General features: G+C 72.5%; 16 protein-coding genes. 6 read left to right on the top strand and 10 right to left on the bottom strand.

The features are described 5' to 3' along the window. Positions 1-678, top strand: coding sequence for a biliverdin-producing heme oxygenase (locus tag FB467_RS11845; protein WP_141785282.1), 678 nt, complete (start codon positions 1-3; stop codon positions 676-678). Positions 679-699: 21 nt separating this feature from the next. On the opposite strand, the gene FB467_RS11850 is transcribed toward FB467_RS11845, so the two are convergent. The 4 genes from FB467_RS11850 to FB467_RS11865 all read right to left on the bottom strand — a co-directional run bounded on the left by FB467_RS11850 (position 700) and on the right by FB467_RS11865 (position 4666). Beyond that, a complete protein-coding gene (locus FB467_RS11850; RefSeq protein WP_141785283.1) occupies positions 700-1224 on the bottom strand; it encodes an OsmC family protein in 525 nt (174 codons plus the stop codon). Between the two features lie 104 nt (positions 1225-1328). Further along, positions 1329-2711, bottom strand: a complete 1383-nt coding sequence (locus FB467_RS11855; RefSeq protein WP_211350596.1) for an MFS transporter — start codon at positions 2709-2711, stop codon at positions 1329-1331. A 133-nt stretch (positions 2712-2844) separates the two neighbouring features. Then, the gene (locus FB467_RS11860) at positions 2845-3864 is read right to left on the bottom strand and encodes an SGNH hydrolase domain-containing protein (protein ID WP_141785284.1); all 1020 of its coding nucleotides are present in this window, start codon (positions 3862-3864) and stop codon (positions 2845-2847) included. Continuing rightward, entirely contained in the window at positions 3857-4666 is an 810-nt protein-coding gene (locus FB467_RS11865) for an alpha/beta fold hydrolase (RefSeq protein WP_141785285.1), read from the bottom strand. The genes FB467_RS11860 and FB467_RS11865 overlap by 8 nt, the downstream gene beginning before the upstream one ends. A gap of 30 nt (positions 4667-4696) precedes the next feature. Between FB467_RS11865 and FB467_RS11870 the strand changes: the two genes are divergently transcribed. Beyond that, positions 4697-5845: a methyltransferase domain-containing protein gene (locus FB467_RS11870; RefSeq protein ID WP_342354713.1), complete on the top strand. Its 1149-nt coding sequence runs from the start codon at positions 4697-4699 to the stop codon at positions 5843-5845. On the opposite strand, the gene FB467_RS11875 is transcribed toward FB467_RS11870, so the two are convergent. Then, the gene (locus FB467_RS11875; RefSeq protein WP_141785286.1) at positions 5820-6410 is read right to left on the bottom strand and encodes a hypothetical protein; all 591 of its coding nucleotides are present in this window, start codon (positions 6408-6410) and stop codon (positions 5820-5822) included. The genes FB467_RS11870 and FB467_RS11875 overlap by 26 nt on opposite strands. A gap of 30 nt (positions 6411-6440) precedes the next feature. Further along, positions 6441-7061, bottom strand: coding sequence for an L-threonylcarbamoyladenylate synthase (locus tag FB467_RS11880; RefSeq protein WP_141785287.1), 621 nt, complete (start codon positions 7059-7061; stop codon positions 6441-6443). Positions 7062-7146: 85 nt separating this feature from the next. Between FB467_RS11880 and FB467_RS11885 the strand changes: the two genes are divergently transcribed. Together FB467_RS11885 and FB467_RS11890 are read left to right on the top strand one after the other, a co-directional pair. Beyond that, the gene (locus FB467_RS11885; protein WP_211350597.1) at positions 7147-7716 is read left to right on the top strand and encodes a DUF1697 domain-containing protein; all 570 of its coding nucleotides are present in this window, start codon (positions 7147-7149) and stop codon (positions 7714-7716) included. A 110-nt stretch (positions 7717-7826) separates the two neighbouring features. Then, the gene (locus FB467_RS11890) at positions 7827-8495 is read left to right on the top strand and encodes a DUF3592 domain-containing protein (RefSeq protein ID WP_141785289.1); all 669 of its coding nucleotides are present in this window, start codon (positions 7827-7829) and stop codon (positions 8493-8495) included. Between the two features lie 34 nt (positions 8496-8529). On the opposite strand, the gene FB467_RS19325 is transcribed toward FB467_RS11890, so the two are convergent. Further along, complete coding sequence (locus FB467_RS19325; protein WP_267128613.1) at positions 8530-8661, bottom strand: hypothetical protein; 132 nt, start codon at positions 8659-8661, stop codon at positions 8530-8532. 101 nt (positions 8662-8762) lie between these two features. Further along, positions 8763-9743 carry a GlxA family transcriptional regulator gene (locus FB467_RS11895; RefSeq protein WP_141785290.1) on the bottom strand — a complete coding sequence of 327 codons (981 nt, stop codon included), beginning with the start codon at positions 9741-9743 and terminating at the stop codon, positions 8763-8765. A gap of 74 nt (positions 9744-9817) precedes the next feature. Between FB467_RS11895 and FB467_RS11900 the strand changes: the two genes are divergently transcribed. After that, the gene (locus FB467_RS11900) at positions 9818-11125 is read left to right on the top strand and encodes an MFS transporter (RefSeq protein WP_141785291.1); all 1308 of its coding nucleotides are present in this window, start codon (positions 9818-9820) and stop codon (positions 11123-11125) included. 10 nt (positions 11126-11135) lie between these two features. Here the strand turns inward: FB467_RS11900 and FB467_RS11905 are convergent, their stop codons facing one another. Then, positions 11136-11558, bottom strand: coding sequence for an OsmC family protein (locus FB467_RS11905; RefSeq protein ID WP_141785292.1), 423 nt, complete (start codon positions 11556-11558; stop codon positions 11136-11138). Between the two features lie 37 nt (positions 11559-11595). Here FB467_RS11905 and FB467_RS11910 point away from each other — a divergent pair, with 37 nt between their 5' ends. Continuing rightward, positions 11596-12216, top strand: coding sequence for a histidine phosphatase family protein (locus tag FB467_RS11910; protein WP_228393248.1), 621 nt, complete (start codon positions 11596-11598; stop codon positions 12214-12216). A gap of 18 nt (positions 12217-12234) precedes the next feature. On the opposite strand, the gene FB467_RS11915 is transcribed toward FB467_RS11910, so the two are convergent. After that, complete coding sequence (locus tag FB467_RS11915; RefSeq protein WP_228393247.1) at positions 12235-13788, bottom strand: glutamate-cysteine ligase family protein; 1554 nt, start codon at positions 13786-13788, stop codon at positions 12235-12237. Positions 13789-13838 lie beyond the last annotated feature (50 nt).

Genomic DNA, 13838 nt, shown 5'->3' on the forward strand with positions numbered 1-13838 from the left:
ATGCCCACGCCACTGTCCGAGGCCCTGAAGACCGAGACCGCTGCCGCGCACACCCGTGCCGAGGACTCGGCCTTCGTCGAGCAGCTGATCGCCGGGGGCGCCTGCGCGCCGGCCTTCACCGCGCTGGTGGCCCAGCAACTCGTCTTCTACCGCGCGATGGAGGACGTCCTGCACCGGCACTACCTGGACGACCCGCTGGTGGGGGCGGTCGCGGACCGGAAGCTGGACCGGGTGCCGGCCCTGGAGCTGGACATGGCCCACCACTTCGGCCCGGACTACGACGTCCGGCTGGCCACCGGTGAGATCCGGATCTGCCCCGCCACCACGGCATACGCCACGGCGTTCACGACCGCCCACAGCCCCGAGATGATGCTGGCCAACCACTACGTGCGCTACCTCGGCGACCTGTCCGGCGGGCAGATCATCGCCCGGATGGTCGGGCGGCACTACGGCATCCCCGACGAGGGTCTGCACTTCTACCGGTTCGCGGAGATCCCGAAGCCGAAGCCGTACAAGGATGCCTACCGCGCCCGGCTGGACGCGCTCGACCTGACGCCCTTCCAGCGGGGTCGGGTCATCGAGGCCGCGGTCGAGAGCTTCGAGCAGAACCGGCGGATCTTCGCGGACCTCGAGCACGCCCGCGTCCCGGAGCACGCCGCCGCGGGAGCCCCGCAGTAGCCGGAGGCCCGCAGGAGCGTCCTACGCCCGGCGCACCGTGACCGTCGGCGGCTGCGCGAGGGTGCGCGCCACGACGCAGAACCGCTCGGTGAGCTCCAGCAGCCGTGCCACCGCGTCCTCGTCGGCGTCGGTGTCCAGGTCGAAGACCAGGTCGACGGAGGTCAGCCCCACCGGGGCGGCGCGGTCCACCCCGAGCGTCCCGCGGGCGTCCCAGGTGGCGTCCGCGCGGACCTGCGCCGAGCGCAGCTCCACCCCCAGTGCCGTCGCCACGGAGGACAGGGTGACCCCCGCGCAGGCCACCAACGACTGCATCAGGATGTCGGCGGAGCACGCCTGCGTGCCGTCGCCCCCGGCCGCGGGGTGCAGCCCCGCCACGACGTCGCCCGCCCAGGTGGACACGGTGGCACTCAGGCCCGTCTGGTCGACCCGGGCGGTCGCGGTCGCCGGGATCACGGCGCTGGCCGGGTCCTCCCGGTAGCCGGCCTTGAGCGGACGCTGCCGGTCCCGCAGTGCTGACGCCAGCTCGGTGAGGGTGGGTTCGGGCATGATCTCTCCTCGGTCGCTCCGGGCGCAGGGCCCACGGACGCCCCGCAAGGCGCTGCGTCGAGGTTACGCCATCTTGGGGTGGTTCAAACGCGACGGTATGCCGATCAGTCGCCTTCCGGGGGCAACTCCTCGGCGAGGTCCTGGCCCGCCAGGTCCGGCAGCAGCAGGGCCGCCCCGGCCGCCATCAGGAACGCCGCGCCGAAGACCACGAAGACCAGCGGGGTGCCGCCGGCGTCCCGGATCAGCGGCACGGACAGCGGCGCGAGGATCGAGGCGATCCGGCCGAACGCGGCCGCGCTGCCGGCGCCGGTGGCCCGCACCCGCGTCGGGTAGACCTCGGGGGTCACGGCATACAGTGCGCCCCAGGCTCCGAGGTTGGCCATCGACATGGCACAGCCGGCGATCAGGATGGTCGTCTCGGTGTCGGCCCGGCCGAAGAGCACCGCCGCCACCGCGGACCCGAGCAGGAAGGTGGCCAGCGTCGCCCGCCGGCCCCACACCTCGACCAGGACCGCGGCCAGGGCGTACCCCGGCAGCTGGGCGAGGGTGATGTAGAGCGTGAACTCGAAGGAGCGGACCAGCGAGAAACCCTGGGCGTACAACAGGGTGGGGAGCCAGATGAAGGCCCCGTAGTAGGCGAAGTTCACCCCGAACCAGGTCACCCACAGCGCGATGGTCCGGCGCCGGAGCGCGCGGCCGAAGAGGCTGGCGATACCGGGCGGGGACCCGGCGGTGGTCGCCGGCGTCGGATCTGCCTGCCCTCCCCCGGCGGCGGCCTCCGGGTGTGGCCGGCCGGCCGCGGCCTCGAACTCCCGCACGACGGACTCGGCCTCGGCGGTGCGACCCCGGGCCTCCAGGAACCGGACCGACTCGGGCAGGCCCCGACGGATCACCAGTGCGTAGACGGCAGGGACGATGCCCAGCGCGAAGGCCCACCGCCAGCCGTCGTCGGACAGCGGCACGATGAAGGTGGCCACCAGCGCGGCGAGCAGCCAGCCGACCGCCCAGAAGGACTCCAGGACGACGACCATCCGGCCGCGGATCCGGGTCGGGGAGAACTCGCTGACCAGGGTGGAGGCGACCGGCAGTTCGGCGCCCAGGCCCAGCCCGACGATGAAGCGCAGCACGAGCAGCGCCGCCAGTCCCCCGACCAGCGCCGACGCCCCGGTGGCCAGGCCGTAGACGAGCAGGGTCAGCGCGAACACCGAGCGCCGCCCGATCCGGTCGGCCAGGAGCCCACCTAGCGAGGCGCCGACGGCCATGCCGACGAAACCGATCGAGCCGAGCCAGGACAGCTCGGTGTCGGTCAGCAACCACTGCTGGGCCAGGGCGGCCATGATGAAGGAGATGAGGCCGACGTCCATCGCGTCCAACGCCCACCCGATGCCCGAGCCGACGAGCAGCCGCCCGTGCTTGCGGGTGAACGGCAGGTCGTCCAGGCGCTCGGTGCGGCTGGGCCCGGGTGCGACGGCGCGGGTGGTGTCCACCGGCCCACCTTATGGTCAATCGGAGTATCCGGTCGCGTCGGCCCGGCGGAGACGGCATACGGGAGTCCGGAACTCGACCCCGCGGTCACCGCACGGTGAGCGTGATTCTCAGGTATATCGAAGGATCACAGGCTCAGGGGTCGGTCGGCTGCGAGGTGGCGATCCCCAGGTCGGACAACTCCTGGTGCACCGGGTCGGTCAGCGTGCGGGCATAGGTGTCGGTGAGGTGGGCGCCGTCCCCGAGCACGACCACTGCCCCGATCACCGGTGGGCACCGCGGGCTGAGCGTGGAGTCGGGGCAGACCCAGTCCTTGACATCGAGCAGCTCGGCCCCGTCGGTCTGCGCGACGGCCTCCCCCAGGATGTCCGCTCCCGGCCCGTCCTCGTGTTCGTAGGAGCACGCCTCGACGTAGTCCCCCGAGCCCTGCCGGGGCAGCTCCGCGAGGCACCCCGCCACGTGACGTGACGGCGTCGGGACCTCCCAGACCGCGACCACGTGCTCGGTGCCGGCCTCCAGGAGACGCAGCCAGGCCGCCGAGAGGGCGGCGGCCTCCAGCTGCCGGGCGTCGGTGTCCTGGCCCGAGGTCACCACAATGTCCGGTGGGTCGGCGAGCAACCGTTCCTCGAGCGCGGTGTTGTAGGTGGCGCACTCCGGGTAGCTGTCGGTGGCGACGGGCGGGTCGTAGGCGCACGAGCTCTTGGTGAAGACCGAGACCCGCCACCCCTCGCGGCGGCCGATCTCGTCCAGCACCGGCACCCAGACACCCGCCTTGGACGACCCCACGACCGCGACCTCCACGGTGGCGTCCTCGTCGCCGTAGGTGCAAGCCTTGATCCCGGTGTCCTCACGCTCCAGGTGGCAATCGTCGGCGTAGTAGGCGGGCTGGTCACCGTCGGCGGCCTCGGGCGTCGCCGGGACGTAGTCCCCCGTGCGGGTGAACGCTTCCTCGGGAACCGCCCGGACCGTCGACCAGTCGACGCCCCGCAGGGCTGCGGCCCCCGGGGGGCCATCCGGGACCGTCCCGCTCCCCGACCGGTCGTCCCCACCCGACCCGTCCCAGGGCCGCCAGACCAGCAGCGCGCACAGCAGCGCCAGGGCCGCGAGGACGGCGACGAGCGGGCGGCGCCACTCCGCGGTGATCCGCTCAGCCACCGGCGTCCTGGGCGAGGAACACCTTGAGCGCCGAGGTGAAGGCGGCCGGCTGCTCGGAGTGCACCCAGTGGCCGGCGTCCTTGACGGTCAGCAGGCGGGTCCGCGGGAACAGCTCCCGCATGGCGGGGCCGTACTCCGGTTTGACGTAGGGGGACCTCGCACCGGCGACCCACAGCACCGGGTGGTCGAACGGCGTCACGTCGGTGTCGATGAAGCCAGCGATGGACGGGAGTTCGCGCAGCAGCAGGTCGAGGTTGGCCTGCCAGAAGAAGCCGTCGTCGCCGGAGCGCAGGTTCTGCAGCAGGAAGCCGCGCACGGTCCGGTTCGGGATGCGCTCGGTCAGCTGCCGGTCGGCCTCCCCGCGGCTGGTGAGCGTGGCCAGGTCGAGGGTCGCCAGGGACCCGAGCAGGTGCTCGAACTCACTCATGTCGGCCGAGTCGACCGGCGAGATGTCGACGACGACCAGGCGGTCGACCAGGTCGGGGTGGCGCAGCGCGAGCGCCATCGCGACCTTGCCGCCCATCGAGTGGCCGACCAGGTGGATCGGCCCCTGCGCGGCGAACCCGGTGCGCAGGTGCGCGGCCACGATGTCGGCCAGCTCGGCATACCGGATCCGGTCGGTCCACCCCGAGCGACCGTGGTTGGGCAGGTCCACCAGCAGCGAGCTGAAGTCCGGTGCCAGCCCCTTGGCGATGGTGGTGAAGTTCTTCCCCTGCCCGAACAGCCCGTGCAGGAAGACCACCCGCGGTCCGTCGTCGCCGACCCGGGTGGTGTGCAGGGTGAACTCCTCGTGCTCGGCCACGGCCACAGACTACGCACTACCCTGGGCCGGGTGCCCGAGCCCTTCGTCCTGCAGTGCGCCTACCACGCAGCCGGGCGGTGCCGGTCCTGCACCCTCTTGGGCACGCCCTACGACCGGCAGCTCGCGGACAAGCAGGCGCGCGCCGAGGCGGCCCTGGCGGGGCACCCGGTCGAGTGGGCGGCGCCGTTCGCCAGCCGGCCCGCGGCCTTCCGGAACAAGGCCAAGCTGGTCGCCGGTGGGACCCGCGCACGGCCGACGCTGGGGATCCTGGACGGGCGGCAGCACGGCGTCGACCTGAGCGGGTGCGGACTCTACGAGGCCGGGCTGGACGAGGTGGTGGGGTCGCTCACCGACGTGGTCGGTGACCTCGGTCTGGTGCCGTATGCCGTGCCCGCCCGGTCCGGGGAGCTCAAGCACGTCCTGGTGACCCACTCCCCCGACGGCGAGCTGATGCTGCGGTTCGTGCTGCGCTCGCACGGGCAGGTGGGGCGGATCCGGCGGCAGCTGCCCGACCTGGTGGCGACGTACCCGGGCGCGCGGGTGGTCTCGGTGAACATCCAGCCGGCCCACGCCGCCGTCCTCGAGGGGCCTGAGGAGATCGTCCTCACCGGGGACCAGGAGCTCACCATGCGGGTCAACGGCGTGCCGTTGCGGCTGCGGCCCCGCAGCTTCTTCCAGACCAATACGGCCGTCGCTGCCGGGCTCTACCGGCAGGCGCGCAGCTGGGTGGACGAGGTGGACCCCGCCTCCCTGTGGGACCTGTACTGCGGCGTCGGCGGCTTCGCCCTGCACGCCGCGCTCCGGCCGGACGGCACGGCACGCGAGGTCCTGGGGATCGAGTCCTCCGCCGACGCGGTCGACAGCGCCCGGGCGACGGCGTCGGCGCTGGGTCTGGCGGTGCGCTTCCGGGCCGCCGACGCCACCGGGTCCCTAGCCCACGGGGACGGGCCGGAGATGGTCGTGGTCAACCCACCCCGGCGGGGCATCGGCCCGGACCTGGCCCGACGGATCGAGGCCTCGGGCGCCGGGCACGTGCTCTACTCCAGCTGCAACGTCGCCTCGCTGGCCAGGGACATCGCGGCGATGCCGGGCTTCGTCCCGGTCCGGGCGCGGGTGTTCGACATGTTCCCGCAGACCGAGCACCTCGAGGTGCTCACCCTGCTGCGTCGCCTGCCCTGAGGTGCCGGAGGACGGTCTGGCCGCGCGGGGAGAGCCGGTAGCCGGTCGGCAGGCTCTCGGTCAGCCCCAGCTCTTTGAGCCGGCGCACGTTGGCCTTGAACGGGCGCCGCTCGACGCCGATGGAGGCGCCGATGGTCTCGGCCAGCTCCGCGGGCCGGGCCTCGATCAGCTCGAGATAGCGGCGGGTCCAGGGCCCCTTCTGGCTGCGGGAGTCGATGCCCGCGAGGGTGGCCGCGAGCGCTGCCAGCTGCTCGGCGGACAGGTCGGCCTGCTCCCGCAGCGTCACCCGTTCGTCGGGCCCGGCCGGGCGCACCCCGACCCGGTATGCCGTGCCCTCCTTGCGGGTGAGGAAGCCCACGAGCGTCGCCCGGTCGCTCCGGGCCCGGCGTGCGTCCTCGTCCGTGATGTCCTCGAGCTCGACCGGCTCCACGGAGGTGAACGCGATCACGCCCCGCGACGTGCGTTGCCGTCCGCCGGCCCGGTGCATCGGCCGCTTCCAGGTGCGGAAGACGACGTCGACCTCGCCGGCGACGATCCGGTCGAGGTCGACGTTGGAGAACATCATGGTGGCCGCCTCCTCCGGGGCCGCACCTCCTCAGACGAAGATGCTGGTGTCCCCGGCGCCCTCGCGGGTCACCTGGGGCGTCCCGTCGGAGAAGTCGATGACGGTGGTCGGCTCGCTGCCGCTGACGTCACCGTCGATCACGATATCGACCTGGTGGTCCAGCGCCTCCTTGACGTCCCACCCCTGCTCCAGCGGCTCGTCGTGGTCGGGCAGCAACAGGGTGCTCGACAGGATCGGCTCACCCAGCTCGGCCAGGATCGCCTGGGTGATCCGGTGCTCGGGGATCCGCACGCCGACCGTCTTCTTCTTCGGGTGCAACAGCTTCTTGGGCACCTCGGGGGTGGCCGGCAGGATGAAGGTGTAGGGGCCGGGGGTGGCCGACTTGACGGCGCGGAAGACCGCGTTGTCCAGCTGGACGTACTGGCCGAGCTGGGCGAAGTCCCGGCAGACCAGGGTGAAGTGGTGCCGGTCGTCGAGGTGTCGGATGTCGATGATCCGCTGCCGCGCCGTGGGGTTGCCCACCTGGGCCCCGAGCGCGTAGCGGGAGTCGGTCGGATAGGCGATCAGCCCGCCTTCGCGCAGCGCGGCCACGACCTGTTCCACCAGGCGTGGTTGCGGGTCGACGGGATGGATGTCCAGGAACTTGGCCATGGATCACCCTAACCACGCCACCCTCGCGTGCACGAGCACGGGCGGACGGTGTGTCCCCGTAACCGGGCGCGCCTACCCTGGTGCCGTGCCCAGTCATCTCGCACTGCTCCGCGGCATCAACGTCGGGGGCCGCCACAAGCTGCCGATGGCGTCCCTGCGCGACCTGGCGACGGGCCTGGGTCACACGGATGTTGCCACCTACATCCAGTCCGGCAACCTGGTCATGACGCCCGCGCGCGGGGCGAGCCCGACCGTCCTGGGGGCAGAGTTGCAGGCCGCGATCGACGAGGAGTTCGGCTTCGCCCCGCTCGTCGTGGTGCTGACCGCCGACGAGTGGCGCCAGGTGGTCGAGGCCAACCCCTACCCCGACCCGCAGGAGCCGCGGCACCTGCACGCCTACGTCCAGCAGGAGGACTTCACCGCTGAGCAGGTCACCGCCCTGGCACGACTCCGCGACGAGAGCCGGGAGGCCGGCGGCGCGGACGACCTCACGGTGCTGGGCCGTGTCTGCTACCTGCACACCCCCGACGGGCTGGGCCACAGCGCGCTGGCCGAGAAGATGGCCAGGGTCAGGGCGGCGGGGCTGGATCGTGCCACGGCACGCAACTGGGCCACCGTGCTCACCCTCCAGCAGACGCTGCAGCGGCACGACTGACCTACTGTCCGTGGTCGACTCGGCCACCGGGCTGTCTGCGCCTGTCGGCGCTATCCCCTAGAGTGCTGGGTGGATCGGACGCAGGGGGCGTCCGCAGGAGGGGATAGAAGATGAGGAACACCGACGGCGGGCCGGAGTCAGCCGAGCCGTGCCGGCGCCTGCCCGCGCTCGCGGTCACCGGCTCTCTGGTCGGCATCGTGCTGTGGGCGGTCGCCGGAGGTCTGGTCCGGCTGCGGTTCGGGGGCGGCTCCGAGCTGCCGTCGAACCTGCCGGCCATGGTCTTCGTCCTCGGACTGGCCCCGATCGTGGCGGTGGGGGGCCTGATCCACCAGGTGGTGGCGGACCGGGGGGTCCTCCATACCTGGCTGATCGGCACCTTCGGCGGCGGGCTGCTCAGCGTCGGGGTCGGTTGGCTGGCCGCGGGCTCGATCGCGAGCAGACCGGCGCCCGGTGCCCCCTGGGACATCCTGGTCCTCGGCCTGGTCCTCACGGCATCGGCGGCGGCCCTGACCTTCCTCGACGTGCGACGAAGCCGCGCGAAACGGCGCACCGGACGTCACGGGACCCGTGCCACGGGTCTGGTCACCCGGGTCCGCCTGCCCGATGACCATGCCCGGCCCAGGGCCGAGGTGACGGTCCGGTTCGTCGACGCGCAGGGCCAGGCGCGCTCGATCACCTGGGCGGCGGACGGGCACACCCCGGTGCCCGGGCAGCCGATCCCCCTGGTCTACGACCCCGACCGGCCCGACCGGACCGAGGCGATCCTGCTGGACCCCTGACTCCCCGGTCCCGGTCGGGCGGTGCCCCCGCGGGTCACTCCTCGGCGGCCTCCTGGGCCTGGGCTTCTTCGCCGGGCTCGCCGTGAGTGCCCCAGTAGGGGTTCGGGACGGGTTTGCGGTCGTCCGGCGGAGGGTTCTCCGGGACGGGCAGTTTGTGGTCGGGCACGCTGGGCCTCCTGTTCGGGCGCAGGCGAAGACGCCTGCCTTCGGTCACCTTGACACACCTGAGGAGTCACCACCAGGGCGCCTGATACATCCGTGCCCCGGTCAGGACGCTGCGGCGGTTCCCCGGAATCGCTTCCGGTAGGCCAGCGGGGACAGTCCCAGGGACTCCCGGAGCCGCTGGCGCAGGGCCGCCGGCGTCCCGAACCCGGCCAGGTCCGCGACCTGGTCCACCGGGATGGCCGTGGTCTCGAGCAGTTCCTGGGCCCGGCGCAGCCGCTGCTGGGACAGCCAGGCGTGCGGGGACAGCCCGGTCTCGTCGCGGAACCGTCGGGCGAAGGTGCGCTCGCTCATCCTCGCGTGCTGCACCAGGTCGGCGACCCTGCGCACCTCGGCCAGGTGCGCGACGGCCCAGGTCCGGGTCGCCGCGGTGGAGGCCTCGTCGGTCGGCACCTGGGCCGGGATGAACTGCGCCTGACCGCCGTCCCGCCACGGCGCGACGACGCAGTACCGCGCCACACGCGAGGCGACCGCGCTCCCGTGATCGCGCCGCACCACGTGCAGCGCCAAGTCGACCCCGGCCCCCAACCCGGCGGAGGTCAGCACGTCCCCGTCGTCGACGAACAGCACCTCGGGATCGACCTGCACGGCCGGGTACAGCCGGGCCAGGTCCTCGGCATGGGCCCAGTGCGTGGTGGCCCGCCGTCCGTCCAGGACGCCGGCCGCTCCCAGCACGAACGCGCCGGTGCAGATCGACATGATCCGGGTGCCGGGACGGATCGACCCCCACGCATCGGCCAGCTCGGGCGGCAGCACCCCCTGGTGCCGGGGACCGGGCATCCGGGTGCCGGGCACCACGACCGTGTCCGCCCACGCGAGGGCCTCGGGGCCACGGGTCGGCACGATCGCGTAGCCGGTCCCGGTGCGGACCGGACCGTCCTGCACCCCACAGACCGTCACGTCATACAGACTCCGTCCCCGGTCGTCCTCGGCGGTGGCGAAGATCTGGGGCGCGATGGCCAGGTCGTAGCCCACCGCCGGATCGAGGGCGAGGACGGCAACCCGGTGGGGCCGGTGCAAGGTCATTGGCCGAATGTATCCCAAATGTGGCCTTTCCGCCACTAGTCGTGACGGGTCCCGTCGGGCACAGTGGTCCCGTGATGCCCCCTGTCGAGCACGGTCCGTCCCGTGCGGTCCCCCGGTCCGGCCTGCGCCACCCCGCGTGGCTGATGGCCGGGGTCGCCTTCGTCGCGATCATCGGTGCGGCCGGTTTCCGGTCGGTGCCCTCCGTCCTCCTCGAGCCGCTGCACCACGAGTTCGGGTGGTCCCACGGCCTGATCGGCACGGCGGTCTCGGTCAACCTGGTGCTGTTCGGCCTGTTCTCCCCCTTCGCCGCCGCCCTGATGGACCGGTTCGGCATCCGCAGGGTCCTGGCCAGCGCCCTCCTGCTGATCAGCGCGGGCAGCCTGGCCACCATCTGGATGACCGAGCCGTGGCACCTGGTGCTGCTCTGGGGCGTCGTGGTGGGCATCGGCACCGGCTCCATGTCGATGGCCTTCATCGCCGTCCTGGTGTCCCGCTGGTTCGTCGCCCGCAAGGGCCTGGTCACCGGCATCCTCACCGCGGCCGGCGCGACGGGCCAGCTGATCTTCCTGCCGCTGGTCGCCCGCCTGGCCACCGACCACGGCTGGCGGCTGCCGAGCGTCGTGGTGGCCGCCTGCGCGCTGGCCGTCGTGCCGGTCGTGCTCGTCCTGGTGCGGGACCACCCGGAGGACGCGGGGGTGACCGCCTACGGCGCGACGCCGGAGGAGCCGGGCCTGCCCCGGACCGCACCGGTCGGCAGCTCCGCGGGCCGGGCGCTGCGGTCCCTGCGGGAGGCGGCCCGCACCCGGACCTTCTGGTTGCTCGCGGGTGGGTTCGCGGTCTGCGGGGCCTCCACCAACGGCCTGGTCGGCACCCACTTCGTGACGGCCGCCCACGACCACGGCATGCCGCCGACGACCGCGGCCGGGCTGCTGGCGCTGGTCGGGGTCTTCGACGTCGCCGGCACCATCGCCTCGGGGTGGCTCACCGACCGGGTCGACCCACGGCTGCTGCTGTTGGGCTACTACACCCTGCGCGGGTTGTCCCTGATGGTGCTCCCCAGCCTGCTCGCCCCCGGCGTGGAGCCGAGCCTGTGGGTCTTCATCATCTTCTACGGCCTCGACTGGGTCGCGACCGTGCCGCCGACGGTGACCCTGTGCCGCGACCGGTTCGGCGAGGCCGGCGCCGTCGTGTTCGGCTGGGTCTTCGCCGCCCACCAGCTCGGGGCCGCGGTGGCCGCCAGCGGCGCGGGGTGGATCCGGTCGTCGCTGGGCAGCTACGACCTCGCCTGGTTCGCCGCGGGGGCGCTGTGCCTCGGTGCGGCGGTGATGTCGATCGCGATCCGGCCGACCACGCCCCGCGTCAAGGTTCCTGTGTCCGCCTGACGGCGACCGATCAGGAGATCTCGAAGGTCACCGGCGTCGGCAGCGCCACCGTCCGGGAGACCGTGCACAGCCGGTCGCGGGACTTGGCGACCGCGTCCGGTAGCCGGTCCCGGGCCCGGTCACCGTCCTCCCCGTCGGGGAACCTGACGGTGAACTCGACCCGCACCGAGGCCAGGTGGCTCCCCTCCTCGTCGCGGACCTTCTCCCCCGCGGCGACGACGTCGAAGTCGGTGGGTTCGGCGAGCCGCGTGGTCAGCATGTCGACGTCGATGGCCGAGCAGCCGGCCGCGGCCGCCAGGAGGAGCTCGACCGGGGTGAAGTCGGCCGTCTCGCCCGAGCCGATGCGGATCGCGCCGCCCCGGACGTTGGTGGCCTCGTATGCCGAGGCACCGGTGCGGGTCAGGTCGACCGTGCGCAGGTTTTCGGTGTTCATCGGGCCAGCCTGCCAGGTGGACCGCTACCCTGCCCGGGTGACCCATCACACCGCCGCCGGTCCCGAGATCCCCTCCGGTCGCCTGGTCCTGGTCCGCCACGGCGAGACCGAGTGGTCGCGGACCGGGCAGCACACCGGGTTGACCGACCTGCCGTTGCTGCCGGAGGGAGAGGCGGACGCCTCCGCCCTGGTCGGACTGCTGGAGGGTTTCGACATCCGGCACGTGCGGTGCTCACCCCTGCAACGGGCCCGCCGCACAGCCGAGCTCGCCGGCCTGCGGGTGGACGAGGTGGACCCCGACCTGCTCGAGTGGGACTACGGCGGCTACGAGGGGTTGACCACCCGCGACCTGCGGGAGCGCCTGGGCTATCCGTGGACGGTCTTCGAGCACGGGGTCGTGCCGGGCGACACCTCGGGCGAGACCATCGAGGAGGTCGCGGCGCGCGCCAGCCGGGTCCTGGACCGGGTGCTCCCCCGGCTGTTCGAGGGGGACGTGGCGCTCGTCGGGCACGGCCAGGCGCTGCGCATCCTGACCGCCGTCTACCTGCGGCAGGCTCCCCGCTTCGGCGCCAACCTGACCTTCCAGGCCGGGGCGGTGGGCGTCCTGGCCCACCACCACGAGGACCCCGTCATCGACGGGTGGAACCTCACCGGCTGAGCAGGTGCGTGCGGACGGTCAGCCGGTGAGGACCGCGCCCGCGCCCGCCATGGCGGCGGACTCGCTCGCCGGGGCCGCCTCCGCCGTGGCCTCGGGCAACTCCCAGTCGTGGACCGGGATGTTCTGGTCCATGTTGTCGACGTACCCGGCAAACATCGCGGCGAGGGCGTCCGGGCGGGACATGCCGGAGGCCTCGAAACGCTCCGTGGCCGCCACCTGCCAGCTGGCCCCGTTGGTCTGGCGCCGGCAGCGCTGCTCGATAACGTCGAGGTAGTAAGCCCGCACCTCGCGGCGCAGCCCGAGCATCGACAGCCCCTCGTCGGCCAGCGGCAGCAGGTGCTCGGCGACCAATTCGGTCACCGCCACCTTGCCCAGGGTGGGCCAGCTGAGGACCGCCTCGATGCCGTGCATGGCGGCCTCGTCGAAGTTGTCCCGGGCGTCGCTGAACGGCATCTTGGTCCAGATCGGCCGGCCGCTGCTGGTCATTTTCTCGAGCAGCCCGTAGTAGAAGCAGGCGTTGGCGACCATGTCGACCACGGTCGGACCCGCGGGCAACACGCGGTTCTCCACGCGCAGGTGCGGCGTGCCCTGGGCGTTGTCGTAGATGGGCCGGTTCCAGCGGTAGACGGTGCCGTTGTGCAGCTTCAGCTCGCCCAGCGCCGGGGCGCCACCCTCCTTGAGCACGGCAACCGGGTCCTCGTCGGTCATCTCCGGCAGCAGCGCCGGGAAGCACCGGACGTTCTCCTCGAAGAGGTCGAAGATCGAGGTGATCCAATTGTCACCGAAGTAGGCCCGGGGGCGGACCCCCTGCGCCTTGAGCTCCACGGACCGGGTGTCGACCATCTGGCTGAACAGTGGCACCCGGGTCTCTGCCCAGAGCCGGCGGCCGAACAGGTACGGGGAGTTGGCGCCGACCGCGAGCTGGACCGCCGAGATCGCCGAGGCGGCGTTCCAGTAGGTCGGGAAGTCCTGCGGGGTGACCTGCTGGTGCAGCTGCACCGAGGTGCACCCGGCCAACGGCCCGATCGTCTCGAAGTAGCTGGACACCCGCTCCCCGGTGGGACCCTCGATGTCCAGCTCCAACCCCTCGCCGCGCTCGCGCAGGATGGCGTCGTTCAGGGCGAGGTAGCGCACCCCGAGGCTGAGCCAGTCGGAGTCGAACAGCTCGGGCTCCAGGGTGGGCACGATGCCGACGGCGGTCACCTGTGCGCCGTGCCGCCGGGCCGCGTCGCCGGCCATCTGGAGGGACTGCCGCAGGTAGCGCTCCAGCCGGTGCGCCTGGTCCCCGGCCATCGGCCGTGGGGGCACGTTCATCTCGATGTTGAACTTGGCGACCTCGGTCTGGAAGTCCGACCCGGAGATCGACTCCAGCACCCGGTCGTTGACCATCGCCGGCCGGAAGTTCTCATCGACCAGGTTCAGCTCGATCTCCAGCCCCATCTGCGGGCGGGTGAAGTCCCAGCTGCGCTCGGCCAGCATCCGTTCGAACACGTCGAGGTCCTGGTGGACCTTCTCCCGATAGCTCAGTCGCTCTTCCCGCGAGAATGCTGCCGAACTGACCTCTTGTCCCATGATCGACTCCTGTCCGGTGGTGCCTGGACCGAGCCAACCACACCGGGACC

The sequence above is a fragment of the Ornithinicoccus hortensis genome (assembly GCF_006716185.1).
Taxonomy (GTDB): domain Bacteria; phylum Actinomycetota; class Actinomycetes; order Actinomycetales; family Dermatophilaceae; genus Ornithinicoccus; species Ornithinicoccus hortensis.

Coding starts and splice junctions, on each gene's coding strand:
- FB467_RS11845 (WP_141785282.1), top strand. CDS start 1: ATGCCCACGCCACTGTCCGAGGCCCTGAAGACCGAGACCGCTGCCGCG.
- FB467_RS11850 (WP_141785283.1), bottom strand. CDS start 1,224: ATGCCCGAACCCACCCTCACCGAGCTGGCGTCAGCACTGCGGGACCGG.
- FB467_RS11875 (WP_141785286.1), bottom strand. CDS start 6,410: ATGATGTTCTCCAACGTCGACCTCGACCGGATCGTCGCCGGCGAGGTC.
- FB467_RS11880 (WP_141785287.1), bottom strand. CDS start 7,061: ATGGCCAAGTTCCTGGACATCCATCCCGTCGACCCGCAACCACGCCTG.
- FB467_RS11890 (WP_141785289.1), top strand. CDS start 7,827: ATGAGGAACACCGACGGCGGGCCGGAGTCAGCCGAGCCGTGCCGGCGC.
- FB467_RS11895 (WP_141785290.1), bottom strand. CDS start 9,743: ATGACCTTGCACCGGCCCCACCGGGTTGCCGTCCTCGCCCTCGATCCG.
- FB467_RS11900 (WP_141785291.1), top strand. CDS start 9,818: ATGCCCCCTGTCGAGCACGGTCCGTCCCGTGCGGTCCCCCGGTCCGGC.
- FB467_RS11905 (WP_141785292.1), bottom strand. CDS start 11,558: ATGAACACCGAAAACCTGCGCACGGTCGACCTGACCCGCACCGGTGCC.
- FB467_RS11915 (WP_228393247.1), bottom strand. CDS start 13,788: ATGGGACAAGAGGTCAGTTCGGCAGCATTCTCGCGGGAAGAGCGACTG.